21 protein-coding genes are annotated in these 24058 nt (G+C 34.9%); 7 read left to right on the top strand and 14 right to left on the bottom strand.

The genetic code is table 11. The features are described from left to right. Window positions 1–61 precede the first annotated feature (61 nt). The 13 genes from A1704_RS02010 to A1704_RS01950 form a co-directional block, all read right to left on the bottom strand. Window positions 62–1366, bottom strand: a complete 1305-nt coding sequence (locus A1704_RS02010) for an O-antigen ligase family protein (protein ID WP_062669979.1) — start codon at window positions 1364–1366, stop codon at window positions 62–64. A 1-nt stretch (window position 1367) separates the two neighbouring features. Then, window positions 1368–2483: a glycosyltransferase family 4 protein gene (locus tag A1704_RS02005; RefSeq protein ID WP_062669977.1), complete on the bottom strand. Its 1116-nt coding sequence runs from the start codon at window positions 2481–2483 to the stop codon at window positions 1368–1370. After that, window positions 2474–3700, bottom strand: a complete 1227-nt coding sequence (locus tag A1704_RS02000) for a lipopolysaccharide biosynthesis protein (RefSeq protein WP_062669974.1) — start codon at window positions 3698–3700, stop codon at window positions 2474–2476. The genes A1704_RS02005 and A1704_RS02000 overlap by 10 nt, the downstream gene beginning before the upstream one ends. Beyond that, window positions 3697–5844 (bottom strand): GumC family protein, encoded by a 2148-nt coding sequence (locus A1704_RS01995; RefSeq protein WP_062669972.1) that lies wholly within the window; start codon window positions 5842–5844, stop codon window positions 3697–3699. The genes A1704_RS02000 and A1704_RS01995 overlap by 4 nt, the downstream gene beginning before the upstream one ends. A 10-nt stretch (window positions 5845–5854) precedes the next feature. Continuing rightward, window positions 5855–6586, bottom strand: coding sequence for a polysaccharide biosynthesis/export family protein (locus A1704_RS01990; protein WP_062669970.1), 732 nt, complete (start codon window positions 6584–6586; stop codon window positions 5855–5857). A 6-nt stretch (window positions 6587–6592) separates the two neighbouring features. Beyond that, a complete protein-coding gene (locus tag A1704_RS01985) occupies window positions 6593–7033 on the bottom strand; it encodes a response regulator (protein WP_062669968.1) in 441 nt (146 codons plus the stop codon). A 114-nt stretch (window positions 7034–7147) separates the two neighbouring features. Then, window positions 7148–9415, bottom strand: a complete 2268-nt coding sequence (locus tag A1704_RS01980; RefSeq protein WP_062669966.1) for a PAS domain-containing hybrid sensor histidine kinase/response regulator — start codon at window positions 9413–9415, stop codon at window positions 7148–7150. 2 nt (window positions 9416–9417) lie between these two features. Beyond that, window positions 9418–10554, bottom strand: coding sequence for an FIST signal transduction protein (locus A1704_RS01975; RefSeq protein WP_062669964.1), 1137 nt, complete (start codon window positions 10552–10554; stop codon window positions 9418–9420). Further along, window positions 10555–11904, bottom strand: coding sequence for a sigma-54-dependent transcriptional regulator (locus A1704_RS01970; RefSeq protein ID WP_062669961.1), 1350 nt, complete (start codon window positions 11902–11904; stop codon window positions 10555–10557). Window positions 11905–12104: 200 nt separating this feature from the next. Continuing rightward, on the bottom strand, window positions 12105–13148 hold the full coding sequence (locus tag A1704_RS01965; RefSeq protein WP_062669959.1) for an MlaD family protein: 1044 nt from the start codon (window positions 13146–13148) through the stop codon (window positions 12105–12107). Window positions 13149–13160: 12 nt separating this feature from the next. Further along, a complete protein-coding gene (locus A1704_RS01960) occupies window positions 13161–13931 on the bottom strand; it encodes an ABC transporter ATP-binding protein (protein ID WP_117753079.1) in 771 nt (256 codons plus the stop codon). 9 nt (window positions 13932–13940) lie between these two features. After that, window positions 13941–14705, bottom strand: a complete 765-nt coding sequence (locus tag A1704_RS01955) for an MlaE family ABC transporter permease (RefSeq protein WP_117753078.1) — start codon at window positions 14703–14705, stop codon at window positions 13941–13943. Between the two features lie 38 nt (window positions 14706–14743). Continuing rightward, window positions 14744–15406 carry a BON domain-containing protein gene (locus tag A1704_RS01950; RefSeq protein WP_062669955.1) on the bottom strand — a complete coding sequence of 221 codons (663 nt, stop codon included), beginning with the start codon at window positions 15404–15406 and terminating at the stop codon, window positions 14744–14746. 250 nt (window positions 15407–15656) lie between these two features. Here A1704_RS01950 and A1704_RS01945 point away from each other — a divergent pair, with 250 nt between their 5' ends. The 7 genes from A1704_RS01945 to A1704_RS01915 all read left to right on the top strand — a co-directional run bounded on the left by A1704_RS01945 (window position 15657) and on the right by A1704_RS01915 (window position 22623). Further along, a complete protein-coding gene (locus A1704_RS01945) occupies window positions 15657–17030 on the top strand; it encodes a L,D-transpeptidase scaffold domain-containing protein (protein ID WP_062671545.1) in 1374 nt (457 codons plus the stop codon). Window positions 17031–17038: 8 nt separating this feature from the next. Further along, window positions 17039–17914 carry a universal stress protein gene (locus A1704_RS01940; RefSeq protein WP_062669953.1) on the top strand — a complete coding sequence of 292 codons (876 nt, stop codon included), beginning with the start codon at window positions 17039–17041 and terminating at the stop codon, window positions 17912–17914. A gap of 122 nt (window positions 17915–18036) precedes the next feature. Continuing rightward, on the top strand, window positions 18037–19224 hold the full coding sequence (locus A1704_RS01935) for a PAS domain-containing sensor histidine kinase (RefSeq protein WP_062669950.1): 1188 nt from the start codon (window positions 18037–18039) through the stop codon (window positions 19222–19224). A 15-nt stretch (window positions 19225–19239) separates the two neighbouring features. Then, window positions 19240–20292 carry a response regulator gene (locus A1704_RS01930; protein ID WP_062669948.1) on the top strand — a complete coding sequence of 351 codons (1053 nt, stop codon included), beginning with the start codon at window positions 19240–19242 and terminating at the stop codon, window positions 20290–20292. Between the two features lie 81 nt (window positions 20293–20373). Further along, window positions 20374–20745 carry a hypothetical protein gene (locus tag A1704_RS01925; RefSeq protein ID WP_062669946.1) on the top strand — a complete coding sequence of 124 codons (372 nt, stop codon included), beginning with the start codon at window positions 20374–20376 and terminating at the stop codon, window positions 20743–20745. A 69-nt stretch (window positions 20746–20814) separates the two neighbouring features. Beyond that, a complete protein-coding gene (locus A1704_RS01920; protein WP_062669944.1) occupies window positions 20815–21231 on the top strand; it encodes an Hsp20/alpha crystallin family protein in 417 nt (138 codons plus the stop codon). Between the two features lie 12 nt (window positions 21232–21243). Continuing rightward, a complete protein-coding gene (locus tag A1704_RS01915) occupies window positions 21244–22623 on the top strand; it encodes an MBL fold metallo-hydrolase RNA specificity domain-containing protein (RefSeq protein ID WP_062669942.1) in 1380 nt (459 codons plus the stop codon). A gap of 10 nt (window positions 22624–22633) precedes the next feature. Here A1704_RS01915 and A1704_RS01910 read toward each other — a convergent pair whose 3' ends face one another. Then, window positions 22634–23929 carry an NRAMP family divalent metal transporter gene (locus tag A1704_RS01910; RefSeq protein ID WP_062669940.1) on the bottom strand — a complete coding sequence of 432 codons (1296 nt, stop codon included), beginning with the start codon at window positions 23927–23929 and terminating at the stop codon, window positions 22634–22636. Between the last annotated feature and the right edge of the window lie 129 nt (window positions 23930–24058).

Below are 24058 nucleotides of genomic sequence, written 5' to 3'. Positions count from 1 at the left end.
GAATTTGTGTTGTTTGTGTTGTTTTTTAGTGAGATGTGTTTTCCAAAAAATGGAAAAAAAACTATAGAATGGAATTTTTTTCTATAAGATCAGGTCTTTTTCTTTTAAGAACAATTTTTTGCAGCCTGGTAAGATGGTTGCTGTTTTTAATAGCCACGGAAAAGATTATAATTTGGTAAAATAAAATTCCGTAATTGCTTTCTCCAAATATTCCAAACTCAGTAAAAGAATTGATGATAATAGGAATAAGGATTCCAATGAGCATAAGTTTTGTTTCTTTGGGTTGGGACATTATTGATTTTAGAGTAAAAAAGACCTGAAAAAAAACAATGGTGAGCCCAATAAAACCAAGATTCATAAGAACCTGCATGAATGTATTATGAGTCATTTTTCCCGGATAGGTGTGGGCGCTCTGAAAAAACTCTTTATAGTCTATTCTCATAAATCCAAAGCCAAAAAGTGGTTCCCTTGGTAATCCTTCATTAATTAAAGCTTTCCAGAAAGGAAGTCGCCCTGTAAGGCTCATTACTTCTTCCAGACGAGACTGATCGCCACCCTTTAAAATGATACTGTAAACCGCAAAGGGAGCTATTATCGCCACCACTCCGATAATGGCAAATTTTAAAGTTTTTTTCTTGGTCTGATTAACGTGGAAAAATATAATGAGTAAAATTCCGATAAGTGAAGATCTTGATCCCGTCATATAAAGTGCATACATAATGATGATGATCTTTATAATGGTCCAAATCTTATTTTTAAAACGGTAAAGATCAAAAATAAGACAGGCACAACCCACACCGGCAAGCATTCCAAGCTCATTGGGATTCATTAATGTACCGCCAAGTCTGGCCTCTTCACCTCCGTCAGTAAGACGGAAAAAGATATCAGGAGCAATCCATAGCCCGATAACAAAGACAAGTTGCAATACAAATACAGTGTTTCCTAAAAGATGATAAAGGCGGATGCTATGGCCTTCAAAATAAATATCCAGTATTTTTAAACTTTTTACAAAGAAATAAGCAAAGACAAAACTCTGAAAAGTCATAAACCATTGCAGTGCACTGAATCCCGGATTGGTACTCCAGGAGAATGATATAAATCCTAAAGTCAGATAGCCCATGTACAGGATAGGGGAGAAAATATTTTTATAGGACAATGAATTTACTCCGCCATAATTGATGATTTTTTGATAAACAAGAATAGAAGAAATCATAACCCCCATTCTACCTACTATCTTTATTCCCCTTGTGATAGCAACATTTTCACTCCACGTAAAAAAGCAGGCTACCATTAGCAGCAGAATAATAAACAATTGATTATTTGTTTTTTTTAGAAAGAGCTGATGTTTAGGGGATAAGGTTTCCATATCAGATATTGTAGAGTTGAGTATTCATATCGTCAAGAATTTTTTTCCAGTCAAAAGCTTCTTCCACCATTTGTATAGCATTTTCCGACATGGCGATATACTTTTTCTGATGTTCCCATACTTCAGAAATTGTTATAAAAGAGTGCGTAAGTAGAGTAGGATCAGGGGTTGGAATACAAATGCCGGCGTCATATTTTTCTACAAGGTGGCCGATGTTCGTATTTCTGGTGACAATACAGGGCTTTCCAAAGTCGGCGGCTTCAATAACTGAGACAGGCAGGCCTTCATTTCTGGAAGGATGCACGAAAATATGCATTCTTTTGATTAGATTATTTTTTTCTTCTCCGAACTTACTTCCCAGCAATTCTACTTTGTCACTTATATTATATGATTTTATGGTATGGATAAGATCATTTTTTTCAGCCCCGTCTCCTACAATCCAAAGTTTGGAATTAGGCTTTTTTCTGGAAAAAGCAGCGTAACTTTCAATGAGAATGTCCAGACCTTTTGTATGAATATCCAGTCTGCCAACAAACCCGAAAATAATAGGTTCTTTGAGATTACTGCAATAATTGCTGGTATTTATTCTATCATAGCCATAGGTGATCAGAACACCTTTTGAGGTTGGAAAAACAGAATTGAGACCTTCTATTTCACTTTCTCCTATACAATGGATTTTAGAAGCGTTTTCAATGACTTTTTTTTCAAATATTTTAAAGTAAATCTTTTTTATATATTTGCTTTTCTTCATGGCAATACTATTATATGCACCATGAGGAGTTATTACATATCGGTAGTTATTTTTCTTTAAAAATTTACTTAAAGAAGCAAATATGGGAATCCATCCTCCATGAAAATGAAAAACTGTAGCCTGATCAGCGGCCAGAATTTCTTTTTTAAGATCTTCGGGAATAGAAAAAGGATTTCTTTTTTTCTTAAAAATCTTTGTTATGAATGTCCTTTCTGGATAGTTGATTTCTGTGTTTTCAGAAACACCCCATACTTCTACATTCCCTTTGTTTTCGGCCTGTTTTGTAGCGATATTATATACCACTTTATTAACGCCGTTCATTTTTTCGGGGTTCGCTTTTCCTAATATTAAATGTACTATGCCCATACCGAAATTTGTTTTTTGTTTAGAATTATTTTCCAGTAAACAATCATTACAATCTGATTAACTGCTAATCCGGCTACAGCGCCATAGAGCTGCCCGTATTTTAATAAAAAATGGAAACTCAGAACCGAAAAAACAAAGGATATACAATATCCGATAAAGAACGCCTTATTTTGCTCTAAAATTCTGATAGAAATCCGGGTTGGATAACTGTACAGGATTACAATATATAAAGCTGAGATCAGCTTAATGACAAATCCATATTGATGGTATTTTTCACCTCCGAGAATAATAATCAACGAATCTGAAAAGGTGAAAAAGCAAACGATTATAATAGCTAACAGGGCTATAGCCTTCCTTATCTTGAGAAGAAGCTCTTTTTTTTCCTGATTTTTATTTTGATAATAAAGCTGAGCTGTTTTAGGAAGGTAATAATTTTCAATGGTTTGTAAGATAATATTGATAATTCCGAAGAAGGATTGAACAAGCCTTAATGCTCCCAAAGCATTGATTCCTAGGTATACACCTGCCGCAAGGGTGAAGAAATTACCTGAAAGCCATTGAAGAACAGAAGCGCTTAAAAGCCACTTACCCTCTGTAAAGTAATAGCGCAAAAGTGAGGTGTTTTTCAGATTGAAATCTGCATTTTTTATAAGATATCCTATGCCGGGAACAGATGCTGCAATGTTTACAATACCGATAATATATAAGCTTTTCCATAAAGTAAGGGACGTCTCAAATCCAAGTAGAGGGAAAATAATAATAAAGATAGTATCGATAAAAAGGACAATTTTAATATGATCTATGGTCAGTAATATTTTTCTGAGAAAGTCCTGTAAAATATAGGCTGAAACAAAAACTATTAAGGCAGAAAGATTGTTTTTCACAAATGCTATTGCCGGAACAGGAAGAAGAGTAATAAAAAAAACAAGCAGGCTGAACATGGAAATCAAAACCAATGAAGCCATAAATGCAAAGCCCAGTGATTTTTTACTGAAATTCTTTGCTGATAAAATCTGAAAAGGCTGAACAATAAAGGCATTAGAAATGCCTACCAGAAAATAGGTTATTAAAAGGATTGATGAAAATATTCCAAATTCAGAAATACTTAGTTTTCTCACCACTAAAAAGGTCAGAAGAAAATTGCTCCCGCTGAATATGAGCTGATCTGTAAAAACCAACACAGAGGCGCTTTTAAATATTTCATGGATTCTTTTCACGATTTATATTTGTTTATAATACGTTTAATAGTCGTTATCAGACTAGGGTTGTATCCTTCTTTATTCAAAACGAACCAAAGATTGGAAAGTCTGTATTCGTCTTTTAAAAGTTCAATGTTTGTTATGTTTTTGGCTGCGGTTTTTCTGCTGTCAAGTATGAACAGGTTCTGATCTGCAATATTCATAAAAAGTAAAGGTAGCTTGCCTTGTTTTATAGACTGATTATTGATAATGCAGATATTGCTTTCCTTCATTTTTTCACGAATAAGATTCCTGATATCCTGAGCTGTAAGCTTAAGGTTTTCCTCGGCTGATAAATTGATGTAATGATCTGCTTCTGAATTGCTTAAGGTTCCGGCTGCATCTACTAACAGAACTATTCTGGATTGCAGTTGTAATGCTTTGATGATATTTTTTGCATGAAATGTATGCTGCTGTGCTTTATCATATGAAGTAATACAAATCTGACTTTTATCTTTTATTATTTCTTTAAGCTCCATTTCCAAAACATTTTCCAGAAAATGATGCATTATTTTTTCTTTCTTTTTGATAAATGGAGTAGAGAATGCTATGGGTATGGAACTGTTTTTTTCAATAGTGAAAATATCATTCACCTTGGCTTTGGCAAAATGTACTGCATAAATCAGGAAAATAGAAGCAACCATACTCATAATAGCAGCAACGATAATAATGATAGAACGCATAGGTGAAACAGGCTCCTGTGGCAGTTCTCCCCGGGAAATAATTTTATGAAATGAGATCTTTGCAGCTTTTGCGATCTCGGCATCTATTCTTTTTTCATTGAGAAAATTATAGTTTTTTTCATAGAGATTAAATTCTCTATTCATGATATTCAATAGTTTTTCCTTTTCAGGAAGACCTATGAAAGCTCTTTCTGCAGTCTGAATATCATGTTCTATATCATTGTATTTTATCTGTAAATTTTTCTGGGTATTTTGTATGCTTTCAGTTTGATAATCAGTGAGGTCTTTAATTTTTGTGTCAATGATCTTTACTTTTTCATGTTCAGGCGTGTAGGTAAGTAATAATTCCTTTTTTTCAGCCTGTAGCTGTTTCATGTTTTTTACCATTTCGGTAGAAAGAAGATCATTGAATGCCTCAAAGTTTGTGGCCAGATCAAGATAATTATCTTTTCCTTCCGTAATATAGCTGTTAAGACTTTTGATGGCGTCAAGATTCATTTTGAGATTACTCTGTTGAATTTTTAGCTGGGCTATTTTTCTCAAATCCGTTTCAGTCTCCTGTGGGATATTGATAATATTTTCTTTGTTTCTATAATTTTCAATACGGTTTTCTGTTTCAGATAATTTATTGTTAGCCTGTCCGATTTCTCCTTTTAGAAAATCAACAGTAGTATTGGCTGCCCGGTATTTATTTTCAATATAATCTTCAATATATGTTTCAGCCAGTGTATTTACAAAAAGACTTGCTTTGGCTGGGACATTACTTTTAAAGTTGATTCTGATAACGGGAACATCTTTGTCAACGGCAACAATGTCGAGACTTTTATTAATCTTTTCTAAAAGTTTCTCTCTGCTTAAAAATACAAAATCGTAAAAATCAATAATTTGTGCATTAGGTTTGGACAGAAGATAATCATCATTTTTTGTGATCAGTATCCTGCCTCCTGGAATGCTAACAGGAATTCCGAAGGTACCTTTTAACTCCTTTGTGGAATCTGAAGTAAACAGCAGATAGTTCTTTGATGATATGATATGTAAAGAAAATGTCTTATCATAGTTTTTTTTATCACTTAATGTAGCTTCTATTTTTATTGGAGAGTCTGTAAACAGCTCTACAGAGTGCATTTTTCCTTTACGGTATATTTCTGTGGAAAAGGATAATTTTTTTAAAGTTTTTTCAATGAGTGAAGAAGACTTGAGAACTTCAATTTCTGTACTGATTTTGTTGGAAGATGCGAATACATCAAAATCTTTAAAAAGATTTGCACTGGGCACACCTTGCTGGGTATCGGCAAGTTTTAGTTTTGCCGTGCTTTCAAACATGGGTGTAACGTAATTCAGATATTTTTTTACGGCCAAAACAGAAAATATCATTGCAAGAACTACTATGGGCAGCCCTCTTAACAGAGGTTTGAGAAACCGAACATTTTCGTTATTCATGGTGTAAGTTTTATAACAGACCTATTAAAATTGCAGCAGCAGAGGTTACGGTTGCAAATGGAATAATTGTGGAGATTCGTTTATCAAAATCTTTACTTTTCTTAGAGGGTACAATTACATAGTCTCCCGGATGAAGTATGATATTCTGATTGGGAACATCTTTCATTTTACTAAGATCAATATTGGTAATCCTCACATTTTCGCCCTCCTGTCTTAAAATTTTTATTAACCTGAGGTTGGCGTACATTTCAAAACCTCCTGCTTTTGAAACCAATTCCAGTAATGTATTCTGATCTTTATCTACCTGGATAACAGCTGGATTTCTTACTTCCCCCATTACCGTTATTTCTTTATTCAGGACTTTGACATCAATCACGGGGTTTACCAGCCATTTTTTTAGCTTGGTTTTAATTTCTTCTTTCAATTCAGGAACCGATTTTCCAACAACAAAGGTGGTTCCCAGTCTGGGAATTTCAATATTTCCATGTTTATCAACCAGAAGCCATTTGCCATAAACCTCGTTAGAATTATAAATTCCATATACAGAACCTACACTTAGATCATCCTGGCCCCATACAGAAAGCGTAATTTTATCATCTTTTCGGATTTTGTATTCATAATCCGGATCAAAACTGAAATCCTGCATATTTCTGGATGCCTGCTCTTCTTCCAGAACATTATAGGTCTTACAAGAGCTGAGAAGAAAGAGAAAAATAACTGATATGATGAGTTTTTTTACCATAGATTATTAGAATATCATTGAAAAAAATTTGCGAAAACCTTTAAGTTTGCCTTGAGACATTTCTTCTTTAATTTTTAAAATTTTTTCTATCGTTTTTACCATTTTCTCACAGACATTTATATTTTTCGTTAAATAATCAAATGCTCCATATTTAAGTGCATTTACTGCTGTATCTATATTTTCCTGCCCGGAAACCATGATGACGTAAATATTAGGATCAAAACGTTTTATTTTTTTTAGAACTTCAAATCCATTCAGGTCTTCCATATTATGGTCCAGAAAAATAATGTCCGGTTTCTGATAAAGTTCGTCCAGACAATCTTCGCCGCAGCTAAAAGAGGTAATGTCTTCATAATGATGGTTTTTCAGATACTGCTGATAAACATTTGAACAAAAACTGTCATCATCCACAATAAAGAGTTTTAGATTTTGATTATTTGTTTCCATTTTGTTTAATTTAAAAACAATATTTCTACTTCCATGCCTTTTGTTAAGTGGTTGATTGTTAGTTGTTTATATTTGTGTTTTTTCCATAATATGGAATGATGTCTAGATTTTGGATTAAATAGATTGGTTTATTTCATCTTTCAATTGAGTGACCACAATTTCAAGGGTCTGTTTTATTTTCTCGAACAAGGAATATAAATCAGGCAATTCTTTATTTTGTTCTATAGTAATTAATTCAAGCTGCTTTACTTCACTTTCAATAGAAGTGATTCCTATAGCTTGTATACTAGGTTTGATTTTATGGATCAGCTTTGCAATTTCAGCATAGTCTTTCTCATCAAACGCCTTTTGAATTAACGGAATTGTTGTTTCAGTCTGTCCAATAAATATTGACAGCATTTTCCGCATAAAATCTTTATCTCCTCTGCTGAGTATCTGTATGTTTTTAAGGTTGTAGAAATTTTCACGTGCCTCCGGCACTGTCTTTATAGTATTTTCAGGGATTTTAACGTACTTGTAAATTACTTTGAGTAAATTTTCTTCATTAAAGGGTTTTGTGATATAGTCATTCATTCCTGCATTAATACAGGTGTCTATTTCTGTTTTAAAAGCATTAGCACTTAGTGCTATCACAGGGACTTTAATCCCAAGTTCGTTTCGCAGTATTTTAGTTGTTTCAATACCATCCAATTCTGGCATTTGTAAATCCATCAGAATAATGTCAAATTGTTCCTTGCTTAATATTTCTAATGCTATTTTACCATTTTCAGCTTTGACAACGAAACATTCAAAATGTTTCAGAGATCTTTCTGCAACCAGCTGATTGAGCGGATTATCTTCTACCAGGAGCACTTTTGTACCCGCAATAGATATATTTTGATTTTTCCAATTACTTTCTTTTAAAGCTTTTTCATCACCCTTGTCTAAAATCAGAACTATTGTAATACATGTTCCTGAGTTTTTTTCGCTTTTTACATTAATTTCTCCTTTCATAAGGTGAACAAGTTCCCGGGTAATAGACATTCCCAGACCTGTACCTCCATACTTTCTTGAAATTGAACTGTCTTCCTGATTAAATTTTTTGAATATATTGCGTACATATTCTTCACTCATTCCAATACCGGTATCCGTAATGCTGATCGAAATGGTCTGTTGGTTTAAAAAACTTTTCAGCACATTAGCTTCAACTTTGATATACCCTTCGTTGGTGAATTTCAAAGAATTACCAATGATATTATAGAGCACCTGTTCAAGTCTTAAAGAATCTCCTTTTAAAACCGGGAAAATATCTGAAGAGAAATCTGTAATAAGTTTAAGCTTTTTTTCTTCTGCTTTTGGCTTGAGAACGGAAGTGACTTTTTGAATACTGTCTTTTAAAGAAAAGCTTTTAATTTCCAAAGACATTTCTCCGGATTCAATTTTAGAAATATCGAGTATGTTATTAATAATGGATAATAAGTGCTGTGAAGCGTTATAGCTGTTTTCTACAAATTGTTTCGGTTCATCAGCAAGGTTGCTTCTTTTGAGTTCTCTCAGAAAACCAATGATACCGTTAAGGGGTGTTCGGATTTCATGGCTCATATTGGCAAGAAAAACCTCTTTAGCCTTGGACGCTTCCAGTGCTTTTGCTTTTTCAAGTTTTAACTCTTCTTCCAATTTTTTTTGGTCAGTAATATCAAGGTGGATTCCAATGGAGCCTAACAGATTTCCCTGATCATCATAATTAGGAGCACCGCTTACTGCCCACCATCTTATTTCTCCTCTCTTGTTTCTTACAGGAAGCTGATATACACTGGAAATTCCCTTTTTTCTCAGTTCTATCTGTTCTTGTAAAAACCGGACGTTATTTTCTCCGTACAAAAAGAGTGTACTTGGATTTTTACCCATTACTTCATCCAGTTCAAACCCTGACACATTACAAAAGCATTGGTTAGCATAGCGAATAATTTCATCATTATCTACTTCAATGAGTCCTAAGTTCATGTTTGCAATAATATTCCGGTATTTTTCCTCTTGCTGCTTGATATAATCTTCTGCTCTTTTTCTTTTTCTAAGCTGTTCAGAGAGATACAGTGAAAGTTCTTTAAGATCTTCTGATTTTTTTATTTCAATATCAGAATCAATAATTTTTAATGATTCATAGAGGTTACTGATAGACTCATGTTTGAGTGTATTTTCATTTTTAAGACTTTGATATAGCTCCTGATATTCTTCTTCACTTTGTTTGAAAGCATAGTCCATCAGCTCTTTATCTCTTTCAAAGGATTTGTAAGATTCATTAACTGCATGAATGAAATTTTTAAATTGCGGATGATTTTTGCAATCTTCCGTAAGATATTTATTGATCTGTCTTTCGAGTAAATTGTGAAATTTGGTTTCCATAGCTATTCAATTTCATTAACTGTGGTGATGGTAATAGTCTGATTGTGCAGAGCACAGTTGCCGAACGGGCTTAAAGGAGATAACTCTCCGTAGGAGTAAAATCCGGTTAGTACAGTACTTGATTTAAAAACATCACGTACGATGTCCACTTCTTCATAGACTCTGTCTCCCAATACTATTTTTCTTCCTACACAGCTTATAATAATTCCCAGTTTAGGAGTATGTGTATTCATTTTAAGACATTGATTGGCTGCATCATTGGCTGCATCAATAAGTCTGTCCATGTTGGCTTTCATAAACCTTACTTTACTTCCTTCCGGCAAATCTCCGGCAAAAATCATCGTGTTATCTTTAATGGAAAGAATTGTTCTCACTACTGATAAAGAATCTTGGTGCATTGTAAGAGACAATGGAAAAAGAAGAGCAGAGGCGGGAAGGTCTTCGGCGTATTTCCCCAAATATTTTTTATAAAGATCTAATGCATTTTTATTATCAATTTCATAAAGAACATTATCATGTGACTTGGTCACCACTCTTTCAAGCCCAAAGCTTTCCCAGCCCCCAATTGAAGAATGAGATAATTCCAGGTTTGCGCCATAAAATCCAATGGCCAGAATCTTATTGGGTTCAGGAACCTGATTGAGTCCAACTACAGTTTTTTCAAATTTATCTCCATCCCCAGCCAGCCCACCAGAAATCAAAACTTCCTCGGGGCGGCTGGCATTAAGTCCGCGAACCAATTGACTGCCATTAACCTTACTGCCATCGGACAAAATAAAAACCCATTTAAGATCCTGAGAAGGAAGGTTTTCAATTAATTTTTTTCCTGCATCATAGCTGCATGAAAAGTCTTCAATATCAATCTGTGATGTTTTTATGTAAGCTGTTGAAAAGCTGATTATGGTTAAAGCTACCGTATCATCATAGACTTCATTACAGAAAATTTCTCCCGAAGAAGAAGACAGGGCTATCTCGGCATTAGGAAACTTTTCCTTTAAAAGAAGATAAAAGTTATCCTCTTCAATAATACTTCTGGCTCCATATCCTATAATGATTTGAGCTTCCTGATAGTTAAGCTTTTCATCATTTCTTTCATATTTGAATTCTCCGTCCGTAAAAAGTAATTTAGCAACTTTCATCTAGTTATTTTCGATTTCAAGGTTATTAATAAGATTATATATAGTTGATTTGCCTATATCTAATAATTTTGCAGTTTTAATGACATCATTATTATTTTTTTTTAGAAAATGCAAAATAATATCGGTGGTATATTGTTTTAGCGTTTTTTGTTCATTGAGAAAAGATTCTGAGTCTTTTTCCAGATTGTAGAAATTAATGTCTTCTGCTGTAATTTCGTGATGGTCACACATCACACAGGCCAAATCAACAACGGATTTTAGCTCTCTTACATTTCCCGGGAAATGATAATCCAGAAGCTTCTTCCTTGCATCTGAAGATAAGCTTAAAGGTTTGCTCTTATTTTCCTTTGCGAAAAGATCTATAAAGTGTTTGGCCAAAATCAAAACATCCTGATCTCTTTCACGTAAAGGAGGAAGTTCAATGGGAAGGCCAATAATCCGGTAATAGAGATCCTCACGAAAATTTCCTTTTTTAACTTCTTGTGCAAGATTCTTATGTGTAGCTGTGATGATCCTTACGTTCAGTTCAATTTTCTGTTTTCCACCTACTCTTGTGATCTCTCGTTCCTGTAAGGCACGAAGAAGTTTGCTTTGAATGTTAAGATCAAGTTCTGCAATTTCATCTAAAAAAATAGTTCCTCCATTGGCCTGTTCAAATTTTCCGCTGGCTCTTTCTGTTGCACCTGTAAAAGCTCCTTTTTCGTGACCAAAAAACTCACTTTCTACAAGTTCTTTAGGAATCGCAGCCATATTGACAGCGATAAAAGGCTTGTTCTTTCTTGATGAATTATAATGGATGGCCTTCGCAACAACTTCTTTTCCGGTGCCGGTTTCTCCGGTAATGGAAACATTGATATTGGAAGTAAGTGCTTTATTAATTTTAGAAAATATACTTTTTATGGGATGGCTTTGTCCAATGATTGTTTTTTCAAACGTATATTTTTTTTCGAGCTCGTCTTTAAGATCTTCGACCTCTTGTTTTAAACTGATGTTTTCTTTCAATCTCATGATAGAATTCCACAAAAGTTCTTTTGTATGGTCATTCTTTACAATATAATCCTTGGCTCCCAGCTTTAGAAAATTGATGGCAACTTCAATATTTTCCTGTCCGCTGATAACAATAATCGGGAGATCAGGATATATGTTTTTAATCTGTATAAAAAGTTCATCGCCCTGAATGTCTGGTAGCCCAAAATCAATACAAATGATATCTGGATTAAGATAAAGATTGGAAAGGCAGTCCTTTGCATTGTTGAATAACAGAACTTCATAATCAGGATTTAGCTGGAGATGATATTTTAGCATTTCTCCAAAAAAAATGTCATCATCAACAATAAAAATTTTACACATTTGCGTTGGTTTTAGTTTTTAAGTTTACTACTAAAATAATGAATTTTCATTATCTAATGAATTATTTTGTTGTAAAGATTAATAATTTGAAGTAATAATTAATTATTGTTGAATATCTGATGTGGAGTTGTGTAAGCAAAATCTCTATATTAATTACAGGATTAAGTACGTGTGGGTTTAAATTTTCACTGGGTAGGCTTTTATTTATTTGCCGCTTTTTTTTTGAAATATCCTTTTAATAAGAAATTATTTCTTGCTGCCGCCTCCAATTCTCTGAGTTCATCGACTCCTTTACCGATATTATTAATTGTGGAATCTACTGATCTGCCTAATCTGGGGTTATCAACCAATTTGGAAACAACGTTTTCTTCATTGTTGATTTTTGAGGTGAATTTTTTTAGATCATCAGAAGATTTCTCCAGATTATCCAGTGTTTTTTCCAATGAAGCAGCCAAAGTATCGTTTGTAGTGATTTTGGAAAGTATATTGTTTTTATCATTGAGCTTTTCGGCAAAAATACTGATCTGCCTTGAGCTGTTTTTTAAGTCAAGAACACTGCTTTCTACATTATCGCTCCAATTTTTATCAGTAAATATTTTATTAATGATTCCATCTTTGTTGCGAAGGGTAGGAGTAAATGATGCGAAATCATTCACGCTCGTCTGAATATTTTGTACTGTTTTATCTATCCGATTGGCAAAATCTTTACTGGTCATTACTTTTACCAATAAACCATCCTTATTATTCATTTTGGCTGTGAAATCAACCAAGCCGGTGGTAACGGTCTGGATATTGTCTGCACTTTTCTTGATACTGAAAAGTACATCTTCAATTTCTGTAGTTTTATATGAAGCAATTACTGCGTTATTATCAACCACTTTGGAAGAACCTGTTCCCGGAGAAATAACTAGTACTTTATCACCAACCAAACCGTCTGAAGCAATGCTTGCCACCGCATCTGTTTTGATATATCGCTGAACATTCTTTTTGATGCTCATTTTTACCATTACCAATGAATCAGAAATAAAGTCTATTTTACTGACAGTTCCGATGTTAATTCCTGAAAGGCGTACATTGCTGCCTTGTTTTAATCCGCTTACATTTTCGAATTCTGAACGCAAAATAAAGTTTGTACCGAATATATTTCTGTTAAGGCCAATAAAATAAATGGTCAATATAAAAAGAATAATTCCAGCTATAACGAAGACTCCTAATTTCAGATTGTTTGATGATTCATTTTTCATGACGTGTTATCTTTATTTTTCAAAAAATGACTTTACCCAAGCGTCTTTACTGTGCTCAATCAATTGATAGGTTCCTTCAATATTGACTTTCCCATCTTTCAGTACAATAATCCGGTCACTGGTATACTTTGCACATAGGAGATCATGGGTGATGATAATAGAGGTTGTATTAAACTTTTGCTTAATGCTGCAGATAAGCTCTATAATTTCTTTGGCAGTAATTGTATCCAATCCTCCGGTAGGTTCATCATAGATCATAATTTCAGGCTTTATAATCAGAGCTCTTGCAAGGCCTATTCTTTTTCGCATCCCTCCTGAAAGCTCTGAAGGCATTTTATCAATCGCTTCTTCAAGCCCAACATTGTATAATGCTTCAGTAATAGCCTTATTTATCTCTTCTTCACTTAGTTTTTTATTATGATGCTGTAAAGTGAACGCTAAATTTTGTCTCACTGTCATAGAATCATATAAAGCTCCGTTTTGAAACAGAAAACCAATTTTTTTTCTCACCTTGTTAAGCTCTTCTTCATTAAGGTTGGTTATGGCTTTTCCGTCAATATAGATGTCTCCTTCATCAATTTTGGTAAGACCTACAAGGCATTTTACCGTAACGGACTTTCCTGAACCTGATCTACCTAGTATCACCAGATTTTCTCCTTTTTTTACCTGAAAACTTATCCCGTCCAAAACCTTATTATTACCATAGGATTTATATACATTTTTAAACTCGATAAGAGGTCCGTTAGCTACAGGCATGGTAAATTCAGCATTCATTTTTTCCATATGTTTCCATTACAGTTCAAAAAATAAATCCGCAATCTGTACTGCTATCAGATCAATAATAAAGATCATCAGGGAAGCTGAAACTACGGCTGTGTTGGCCGCTTTTCCTACACTTTTTGTTCCTCCTTCAGCAGTAAACCCATGATAACAGCCGATAATTCCGATAAAAAAACCGAAAAAAAATGTTTTTAGGGTTGCGGGAAGAAGATCGGCATATTCCAGAGAGTCAAAAACATGGGAAAAATAATGGCTGATACTATTATCTCCGTGAATATTGATCCCTATAAAACCTCCTATGATTCCTACCAAATCTGCAAAAACAACTAAGATGGGTATCATTAATGTTGTGGCAAGAGTTCTTGTTACCACAAGATAGCGGTAAGGATTAATGGCAGAAACCTCCATAGCATCAATCTGTTCGGTAACCTTCATTGAGCCAAGCTCGGCACCTATTCCGGAGGATACTCTTCCTGCACAGATTAAAGCAGTAATAACCGGGGCAATTTCTCTTATTAATGAAAGTGAAACCATCCCAGGTATCCAGGATTCAGCCCCAAATTTTGACATCGCCGGACGGGATTGAATGGTAAGTACCAACCCCATGATAAAAGCGGTTACGGTTACCAGAGGCAATGACTGATATCCCACAACAAAACATTGTCTGGTAAACTCTTTATATTCAAAACCGGGTTTCACCATCTCTCTGAAAAACCGAGCAGAAAAGGAGGCAATATTGCCTGCAAGAGCAAAGCTTTTTGTAAGAAAAGATTTCACAATATTATGTTTAATTTCTGATAACCGGAATCGTTTACTTATACATTGTATTCATAATCGACTTCCAGTTTGTTTTTTAAATGTTTAATACCAGGCGTTTTCCAGGCAATCCGGCCTGCTTCTTCCTTTTGCTGCCATGAATGGACAGTTCCTGTCAGGGTTACTGTTGTACCAGATACAGAGACCGTTATTTCTCTTTCATCAACAGCACTTCTTTTCAATGCTTCCTCTACTTTTTTCTTGCTGACAACATCTTTAGTATCAGGATTGATGGTGATATTATTAAAGATACCTTTTATTCCAGGGAGGAATTGTATTGCATTTTCAGTAATCTCTCTCTGATAATCCCAGGGAAGCTCACCATCCAGATCTACCCATCCGTTTTCTACCTTAACCTTTATCTTATCCTGGGGAATAATAACATTGGAAGTAAAAGCACTGATGATTTCAGCGCCAATTTCGATATCAGTTTTTACTTTTGAATCCGGAAGTTTTACCTGGATGTTTTCGACCAGTACTTTTACTCCGCTTACATTTCTGGCTGCATTCTCAGCCTGTTTTTTTTTCACGATACTATCAACAGTACCTGTTAATGAGACAACACCATCTGATGCAGTAACTCCTATTTCTGCCGGATGCAGCATAGGTTCCCATTTGATGGCTTCCTGAACATCCTGTTGTAATTGTTCATTTGTTTTCATTTGTAGTTAATTTTATGCCTCAAAGTTCAGAAAGACTTACTGTAAAAGGAATGATGGCAGTCATTCTGAAAAATGATGTTCATCATAGTGAAACTAATGTTTCGGTTTTTAAGTTGATCTTTCAAAGACAACTTATGATCACATTTATAAAAGAAAGATGCAGTAAAGGGCAATATCATTTTTTTATGTGATAAGGGTCATTATTCATAATGTTTTGAATTTGGAATTTTACATGATTAAATTCGGGATTATGAAAAATTTATTGAATTGGATAGCGGTCATTTTCGGTATTACATTTTTCTCTGGACAAGATGTCAGCTCTGTAAATCAAATAGAACTTGTATTGAGTAATAAAACTGAACTTTCAGAATTGAACTTTCCAAAATCTGTTAATCAGTTTTATAAACAGCACCAGTTTGAATATGTGTGGACTCATTCAACTATAAAACAAGACCTGCTTCAGGACGCGATTCTTTTACTTAAGGATGCAGGTAAGAAGGGATTGTCGGCAAAAGACTACCATCAGGAGAATCTTACTAGTGAAAGATTGAATACTTTAAGAAATCAACCTGAACAGACAAATACTAAGGACAATGCAGTAACGGATATTTTAATGACAGATGCACTAATTACCTTTATCAACGATCTGCATTTTGGAAAATACAATCCTTTTTTTAGTTCGTCTTTTATTGATAGTAATGATGATATAGAGGGCTTTCAAGCTGGAGAGATATTGTATCAGGCAGTTAAGAAAGGTGATTTGTCAAAAGCAGTTCTTGATGTTGAACCTAAAATTAAGGAATATATTGATCTTCAGAATTACCTGAATATGATCTTTAAAGGTAATAGTGTCTCCAACCAGGAATCAGAAATTAAAAAGATAGCCATTAATATGGAGCGTTTACGCTGGATGGATGTTGGTAGAGATGTCTATCTGTTGGTAAATATTCCTTCTTATTCTCTGGATTTTGTTCAAAAAGATAAGATACTCACGTATAATGTGATTGTAGGAAAGCCTTCTACTCCTAGTCCTGTTTTAAAAAGCACAGTTGATTATTTTACAACAGGCCCTGATTGGAAAGTTCCTCAAAATATATTCATAAAAGAGATGCTTCCTAAAATAGTAAAGAACAGTCAGTATCTGGAAGAACATCATTATTCACTGTATAACAGATCAGGAAAAGCAATACCCGTTACATCATCGAATTTGAAACAAGTTTATAAAAATCCATATCAATACAGTATAAGGCAGTCTTCAGGCTGTGATAATGCACTTGGAGCAGTCGTTTTCAGATTTTCAAATTCCTATGGAGTGTATCTTCACGATACCTCTCAGAAACAATTATTTGGCAAAAGCCAACGGGCTTTAAGCCATGGTTGCATCCGTGTAGAAAAGGCTGGCGAGCTGGCTGGTGAGCTGCTGAAATATGATGGTGCTGCAAATGAAATTCCGCTTATGAAATCTTTGATGGATCGTTATGAAAGAAAAGATTTCGTTTTAAGGCAGCCCGTTCCAATCATGATCACATACCTTACCTGCCGTATAAAAAATGGACAGCTTGTGTTTTATAATGACATTTATAATCTTGATCCTATTTTGGAAAGTAAACTTCAATTTAAATAACTGAAATAATGAGAACAATTGTAGTACCCACTGATTTTTCGGAGCCCGCCAGAACTGCCGCAGAATATGCTCTTCATCTGGCACATGCATTAAAAAGTAATCTAGAACTATGTCACGCCTTCAATATTCCTATTGAGGAACCAATGTTCGGACAGACCGCATGGGCCTTGTATGAATATCCTGTATTAAAGAAAGAATATGAGGACGAACTAAAGAAAGAAGTTAAAAACATTGAATCCGAAGAAAAAAAAATCTGGGGTGAGGATGCTTTTCCCTTTCATCCTTCTATCTATTATACATGTGAAACAGGAGATCCGATCCGACTGATTAATGACACAGCGGCGAGAAACAGAACATTACTGGTGGTAATGGGAATGAAGGGAGCGAGTAATCTTGCACGATTCCTTCTGGGAAGTAACAGTATCAAAATGATTGAACATACGGAATATCCGCTACTTCTCATCCCATCAGGATATCAGTATAAAGATCTGAAAAAAATTGCATTTGCAACAGATCTGAATGTACAGGATATAAAAATATCACATGCACTCATCAAATTTGCGGACTATTTCAATGCTGAGCTTCTTATTACCCATATTACAGACACCGCTGTTGATCTCATAGAAAATATCTCCTATCAGCAGAAGAAAGATACTTTTTTTAAAGATCTTGAGGGAAAAATCTGTTATAACTATATTGAAAGCGACAGTATTGATACAGGATTGAATATTTTAAAAGATAAAAATATAGATATGCTGGTTATGGGACATCAACAAAAAGGTTTTATAAGAAGGCTTATTGCCGGTAGCCATGCAGCCAGACAAGCTCAGAATTTACAGATTCCTTTATTGATTATTCCGGAAGGAGGTCATATCTATTTTTAGATTCTAAAAATATGGACGAAAATAATAATTAAGAAATATGTATTTTGTTGACATATTAAAGTGTTTTACAGGAAATTGATTTAAAATACTTATCTTTAATAAGGGTAAGTATTTATTTTTTTATGGAAAGCGCCAGGCTCTTGCAAGCAATTATAGAAACAGCAATAGACGGAATTATTACTATTGACAGTCAGGGTAGGATTGAAAATTTAAATCCCTCTGCATTAAAGATATTTGGGTATAAAGAAGAAGAGTTAATCGGTAAAAATATTTCTGTATTAATGCCGGAACCCCATCACAGCAGACATGACGGGTATCTGTTGCGTTATCAGCAGACAGGAGAAAAAAAAATAATTGGTAAAGGCAGAGAGGTAAAAGGTCTTAGAAAGGATGGCTCCCAATTTCCGTTCAGACTTGCTGTAAGCGAAGTCCAGCTTCAAAACAGGGTTATTTATACTGGGTTTATACACGATCTCTCTAAGGAGAAAGAAGCTGAGGAATTTCTTAAAAAATATACAACTGAGCTGGAAGAGCTGGTTGAGAAGAGAACAAAATCTCTTCAACAAATGTTAAGTGCTTTGGAAAAGGCAAAAGAAGAAGCGAATCTTTCTCTTGAGAAAGAAAAAGAGCTTAACCGCATGAAAAGTCGTTTTGTATCTATGGCTTCGCATGAATTTCGTACCCCTTTAAGCTCGATGCAACTTTCTGTAGTTCTCATTGAAAAGTATCTTCAGCTTGCTGATCATTCTCAGATCCTAAAACACCTTCATAAAATAAAAAATGCAATCACTGGTCTCAATGGAATTCTTAACGATTTTCTTTCTCTGGAGAAGTTGGAAGCTGGTATTGTAACCCCGGATTATCAAGAGTTTGATATAATAAAATTCTCGGAAGAACTTGTAGAAGAAATGCAGTTGATAACCAAAGACAATCAAATTGTAATTTATCAACATACCGGAGTAGAAAATATTGTAAATCTGGATCAGAATTTATTAAGGAACTGTCTTATGAACCTCATCAGCAATGCGATCAAATACTCCGGAGAAGATACGCTTATTGAGTTTTGTACAGAAATAAATAAAGAATATTATCAGATGACGGTAAAAGATAACGGAATTGGAATACCTGAAGATGACCAGGCAGGGCTTTTTCAGCCTTTTTTCAGAGCTCATAATATTGGTAATATTCCGGGAACCGGCCTGGGATTAAATATTGTTCTACGGTATGTTAATCTGATGAATGGAAAAATTGATTTTAACAGCGGACCTGGTAATGGAACTCAGTTTACGTTGTCTTTTAATAGAAAATAACAGTTTTATTATTTCATGGAAAAAATAAAGATATTGATCATTGAAGATAATGATGACATCCGGGAAAGCACTTCCGAAATTCTGATGCTGGCTGGATATGAAGTTTTGCAGGCAAAAAATGGTAAACAGGGAGTAGAGCTGGCCATCAAATATATACCTGACATCATATTGTGTGATATTATGATGCCGGAACTCGATGGGTATGGGGTACTGTATCTCTTAAGCAAGAGAGAAGAAACTTCACTGATTCCCTTTATCTTTATTACTGCTAAAGCGGATAGGGCAGAAATACGAAGAGGAATTGAAATGGGAGCAGATGATTATCTGACAAAACCTTTTGATGATATTGAACTTTTAAATGCAATTGAGGGCAGACTTAAGAAAAAAGAACATCAGAAAAAGTTTTATAGCAGTAACTCTGAACAGATGGATCATCTGTTTCAACCTGTAAATGGTCTGGATGAGCTGAAAAAATCTTTTGATGATCGCAAAATCAAAATCCTTAAAAAGAAACAGATTATATACGCGGAAGGTGATACAGCAAATACAGTATACCTTATACTTTCCGGGTCGGTGAAAACTACAAAAATGACAGAAGATGGAAAAGAGCTGATGACCTGTGTATATTACCCTGACGAATATTTTGGAATTACCTCATTGTTTACAGGAAGAGAGTATAAAGAAACGGCCGAAGTACTTGAAGATGCTGCCTTGCGCTCTATTCCCAGAGAGGAGCTGGATCAGTTGGTATGTAAATATCCTGATGTGGCAGAAAAGTTTATTAAAATTCTGGCGCAAAGTGTTGTTAACCATGAACAGCAGCTTTTACACCTTGCTTATTTTTCAGTAAGAAAAAGAATGGCGGAAATCCTCAGCAAATTATACCAGGCCCATTCAGAGACAGGAAATTTTGAAATTTCCAGAGAGAATCTTGCTTCTATGGCCGGTATGGCTATCGAAACAGTGAGCAGGATACTTGGAGATTTTAAAGAAGAAGGTCTTATTGACAGAAATGCAGGTAGAATTACAATTTTGGACATTACACGATTACAGAAAATGAAAAATTGAAATACAGATCATTTTTAATAATGATTTTGAACACGGTTGGCTTTTTTATTCTTCAATACATTTGATGAATGAAAAAAAGCTATGAAAGTGATCGCGTACAATACAAGTCAGATTGACAAACAATTTCTTGCTTTAGCCAATCATAAAAGGCATAAAATTACCATCATCAGCGTTCCGTTGGATGAGGCAACAGTATATTTTGCCGAGGCAAAAGATGTTGTTGTCATTAACGGTAACGACTGTTCTGTTTCATCCGTTATTCTTAAAATTCTTATTTCTTTAGGAGTCAGATATATTATAGCATGGTTTAAAGATCCATTTAAAGATGATGTACCCGAAATAAGAAATGATAGATTACGATGGGCGTCTGTCAGAAATGCAGATCCGTCCGATGCCTATGAAGTTATCGATATTATTAATAGGTGGCAGAAGGATGATGACGGTCACAATTAAATGCAATGACTGTCACTGTTTCTGAATATGTCTTATGGTACCTTTGATCTCTAATCAAATACGATTATTATGAAAACTTTAGCCCAAAAACAATCTGCAGCAAAACTATTAACAGAAGAGTTCTGGAGTACAAATGAGATTCTTAACCAGCCTGTTAAAATAGAACATTCAGTCAATATTATTGATAAAAACGGGAATTATAAGATATTGGTCAATGCTCCCGGTTTTAAGAAAGCCGATTTTAAGGTAAGGGTGGAAAACGGCATTTTGAATATTCAGGCTTATACATCAGGTAAAAAAGAGGAAATTAAGAAAAATTATGTTAGGAAAGAATTTTTAACCTCTTCTCTTGCAAGGAGTTTCAGACTTCCGGAAGGTATTGATGTCAGTAATATTAAAGCTCACTATAGAAATGGCCGCCTGTACATCAAAATGGGCAAAGCAAATACTGTAAAGCAAATGAATAAAAAAGTAAAAGTCCAATAAAATTGTATTACCATGAACGCTATAACTCTAACATCACTCGGCGGTGCAGAAACTGTTACCGGATCGAAGCATTTATTAAAAACTCCTGAACTTACAATCTTAATTGATTGTGGCTTGTTTCAGGGAGTAAAATACCTTAGAGAGCAAAACTGGATGCCACTGAATACCGATGTTTCGGAAATAGATGCCATTATTCTTACCCATGCTCATCTTGATCATTGCGGATATATTCCGCTTATCGTAAAGAATGGATTTAAAGGTAAAATTTACATGAGTGGCCCTACTAAGGAACTTACAAAGCTAATATTACTTGATAGCGCCAAACTTCAGGAGGAAGATGCCGAAAAAGCCAACCGTCATCATTATACAAGACATAATCCGGCAAAACCTTTGTATACGATAAATGATGCAGAAAGATCTTTTAAACAGTTTTATGTGATTGATGAAAATGAGGAAATTAGACTAAGCGATCATATAAGCTGTATGTTTAAACCCTGTGGACATATTATAGGAGCGTGCTCTGTAAAAATTACCTGCTTTGGGAAAATAATAGTTTTTTCTGGAGATATTGGAAGAAATCACAGTGCAGTTTTAGCTCCTCCCGATTTTTTTTCCCAAGCTGATTTTTTGGTTATGGAATCAACTTATGGGGACAGACTTCACGAAAATAAAGACTTGTCTGATCAGTTGGAGTATTGGATTAATAAAACCATAAAAGACCGGGGAAATATAATTATTCCCTGCTTTGCGGTTGGACGGGCACAAGAAATCATGTATATCCTTCAGGAACTTAAAAACGAAAATAAAATCCCAGTCAGTATTCCAGTGGTTCTGGATAGCCCTATGGCAGCTTTAGCCACCGAAATCATGGTCAGGTACTCTGGATACACTTTGGTTGATACCCAGAAATGGAATGATATTATTGAAAAGATTTATATCACAAAAGATTATACTGAAACTCAGGAAATCATCGCAGAAAAAAAATCAAAAATTATCATTGCGGGAAGTGGTATGATTACTGGCGGAAGAGTGCTGGAATATCTGAAACACTATATTGGGGACAGTAGAAATACGGTCCTCATTGTTGGATTTCAGGCTGAAGGTACAAGGGGGAGAGCACTGCTCAACCGGTCTCACGAGCTGAAAATGCACGGGAAATTCTATGAGGTCAGAGCCCATATTGCAGAAATCACGGGACTATCTGCTCATGCAGACCAGTCTGAATTAATAGAGTGGGTTAAAAAATATGAAATTCCTCCCAAGCAGATTATGCTTGTTCACGGAGAATCTTCTGCATTGGAGGCACTTAGGGTGAAAATTCAGACAGATCTTCAGGTTCCGGTTAAAATTCTTAAAAAAGATGAAGAAATTATTTTAACACAAGTGGAATAGGAATTATTATTTAAATAGTAAACAACATTGCCACAGAAGCGGTGGCCATAAAGAAAAATGTCGCCCATAATAAAATTTTTGAAAGCCATCTGCTTTTAAATTCTCCCATAATACTTTCACTTGCTGATATCCGGATAATCAGAAACAAAAGAGGTACCGCTGCTATGCCATTGAGAACTGCGGGATAAACAAGAGCTTTTACTGGGTTTATACCGATAAAATTCATACAAAGGCCAATAAGGGTAGAAATAATAATAACCATATAAAATCCTTTTGCTTTTGTAAATTTCATATCTAAACTGGCTTTCCAGTTAAGAGCTTCTGAAACGGCATAAGATGCTGATCCTGAGAGGACGGGGATAGCAAGCAAACCCAGGCCGATGATGCCAATGGCAAATATAATTTTGGATATCAATCCAGAATTTGGAAATGACTGCACTAAAGGTTCCAAAGCTTTTGCCGCATCAGCTGCGGTATTAATATCTGTTATATTAGCGCTATGCAAAACGGTTCCTCCGACCAAAATAATACACCATGTGGTAAATTCGGAAATGATCATGCCTATATTATTATCTTTTCTCATCGCATGAATATGACGCCATCCGATTTGGGGTTTCCCATCTTGTATTAACCCCTTTTTATTTTCTTCTTCCACTTCCTGTGAAGCCTGCCAAAAGAACATATAAGGGGTAATAGTTGTTCCAAACACTCCGGTTATTATGAAAAGAAAATTAAATGAAAATTCAAAATGAGGAATAACAGAGGCTTTTAGTATTTCTTTCCAGGGTTGATCAATGATGAATACAGTAAGAGGGTAGGCAAGAAGAGATAATGCCAGCCACTTTAGAAATTTTGAATACACCTGGTAGCTGGTGAATATCTCCAAGACCAATATACTGATAGTAAAAACAAGCATCAGTATGATAATATCAACAGGGACAATTAATTGTGCGGCAGCGGCCATTGCTCCAATATCCGCCCCGATATTAATCGTATTGGCAATCACCACAAGCCCTACTGAACTGTACAATATTCTCTTACTGTAATGCATTTTGATTACTCCCGTAAGCCCCTTACCGGTAACCATTCCTATTCTTGCACAAGCTTCCTGTACCGCAATCATAAAGGGAAGCATATAAAGTGCTGTCCATAGCTGTCCATAACCAAATTGAGCTCCTGTCTGAGAGTATGTTGCAATTCCAGACGGATCATCATCGGCAGCACCAGTCGTTAATCCCGGACCTAATAACCCAAAGAATTTTCTTATCCTCCTGGTGTGGGTTTGAACGTAACGTTTGGCAGACATATCGTAATAAAGATTTGTTTTCTACAAGATACTATTAAAATGACTAATAATCAATATGTTTTTTCAATTCCATTATACATAATATATTGCAATACATACATTAATAATTAAAAAAGCCCGGGATTTATA

This window comes from Chryseobacterium cucumeris, assembly GCF_001593385.1.
Taxonomy (GTDB): Bacteria; Bacteroidota; Bacteroidia; order Flavobacteriales; family Weeksellaceae; genus Chryseobacterium; species Chryseobacterium cucumeris.
Note: the sequence above shows the minus strand (reverse complement) of the source record. Positions and strands in the feature narration are given on the sequence as shown.

Bases quoted from the DNA above. Each gene is read 5' to 3' on its own strand.
- A1704_RS01995 (WP_062669972.1), bottom strand. From the start codon at position 5,844: ATGAATAACGAAAATGTTCGGTTTCTCAAACCTCTGTTAAGAGGGCTG.
- A1704_RS01965 (WP_062669959.1), bottom strand. From the start codon at position 13,148: ATGAAAAATGAATCATCAAACAATCTGAAATTAGGAGTCTTCGTTATA.
- A1704_RS02010 (WP_062669979.1), bottom strand. From the start codon at position 1,366: ATGGAAACCTTATCCCCTAAACATCAGCTCTTTCTAAAAAAAACAAAT.
- A1704_RS01920 (WP_062669944.1), top strand. From the start codon at position 20,815: ATGAAAACTTTAGCCCAAAAACAATCTGCAGCAAAACTATTAACAGAA.
- A1704_RS01950 (WP_062669955.1), bottom strand. From the start codon at position 15,406: ATGAAAACAAATGAACAATTACAACAGGATGTTCAGGAAGCCATCAAA.
- A1704_RS01935 (WP_062669950.1), top strand. From the start codon at position 18,037: ATGGAAAGCGCCAGGCTCTTGCAAGCAATTATAGAAACAGCAATAGAC.
- A1704_RS01930 (WP_062669948.1), top strand. From the start codon at position 19,240: ATGGAAAAAATAAAGATATTGATCATTGAAGATAATGATGACATCCGG.
- A1704_RS01925 (WP_062669946.1), top strand. From the start codon at position 20,374: ATGAAAGTGATCGCGTACAATACAAGTCAGATTGACAAACAATTTCTT.
- A1704_RS01980 (WP_062669966.1), bottom strand. From the start codon at position 9,415: ATGGAAACCAAATTTCACAATTTACTCGAAAGACAGATCAATAAATAT.
- A1704_RS01970 (WP_062669961.1), bottom strand. From the start codon at position 11,904: ATGTGTAAAATTTTTATTGTTGATGATGACATTTTTTTTGGAGAAATG.
- A1704_RS01940 (WP_062669953.1), top strand. From the start codon at position 17,039: ATGAGAACAATTGTAGTACCCACTGATTTTTCGGAGCCCGCCAGAACT.
- A1704_RS01985 (WP_062669968.1), bottom strand. From the start codon at position 7,033: ATGGAAACAAATAATCAAAATCTAAAACTCTTTATTGTGGATGATGAC.
- A1704_RS01960 (WP_117753079.1), bottom strand. From the start codon at position 13,931: ATGGAAAAAATGAATGCTGAATTTACCATGCCTGTAGCTAACGGACCT.
- A1704_RS01915 (WP_062669942.1), top strand. From the start codon at position 21,244: ATGAACGCTATAACTCTAACATCACTCGGCGGTGCAGAAACTGTTACC.
- A1704_RS01945 (WP_062671545.1), top strand. From the start codon at position 15,657: ATGAAAAATTTATTGAATTGGATAGCGGTCATTTTCGGTATTACATTT.
- A1704_RS01910 (WP_062669940.1), bottom strand. From the start codon at position 23,929: ATGTCTGCCAAACGTTACGTTCAAACCCACACCAGGAGGATAAGAAAA.
- A1704_RS01975 (WP_062669964.1), bottom strand. From the start codon at position 10,554: ATGAAAGTTGCTAAATTACTTTTTACGGACGGAGAATTCAAATATGAA.
- A1704_RS01990 (WP_062669970.1), bottom strand. From the start codon at position 6,586: ATGGTAAAAAAACTCATCATATCAGTTATTTTTCTCTTTCTTCTCAGC.
- A1704_RS02005 (WP_062669977.1), bottom strand. From the start codon at position 2,483: ATGGGCATAGTACATTTAATATTAGGAAAAGCGAACCCCGAAAAAATG.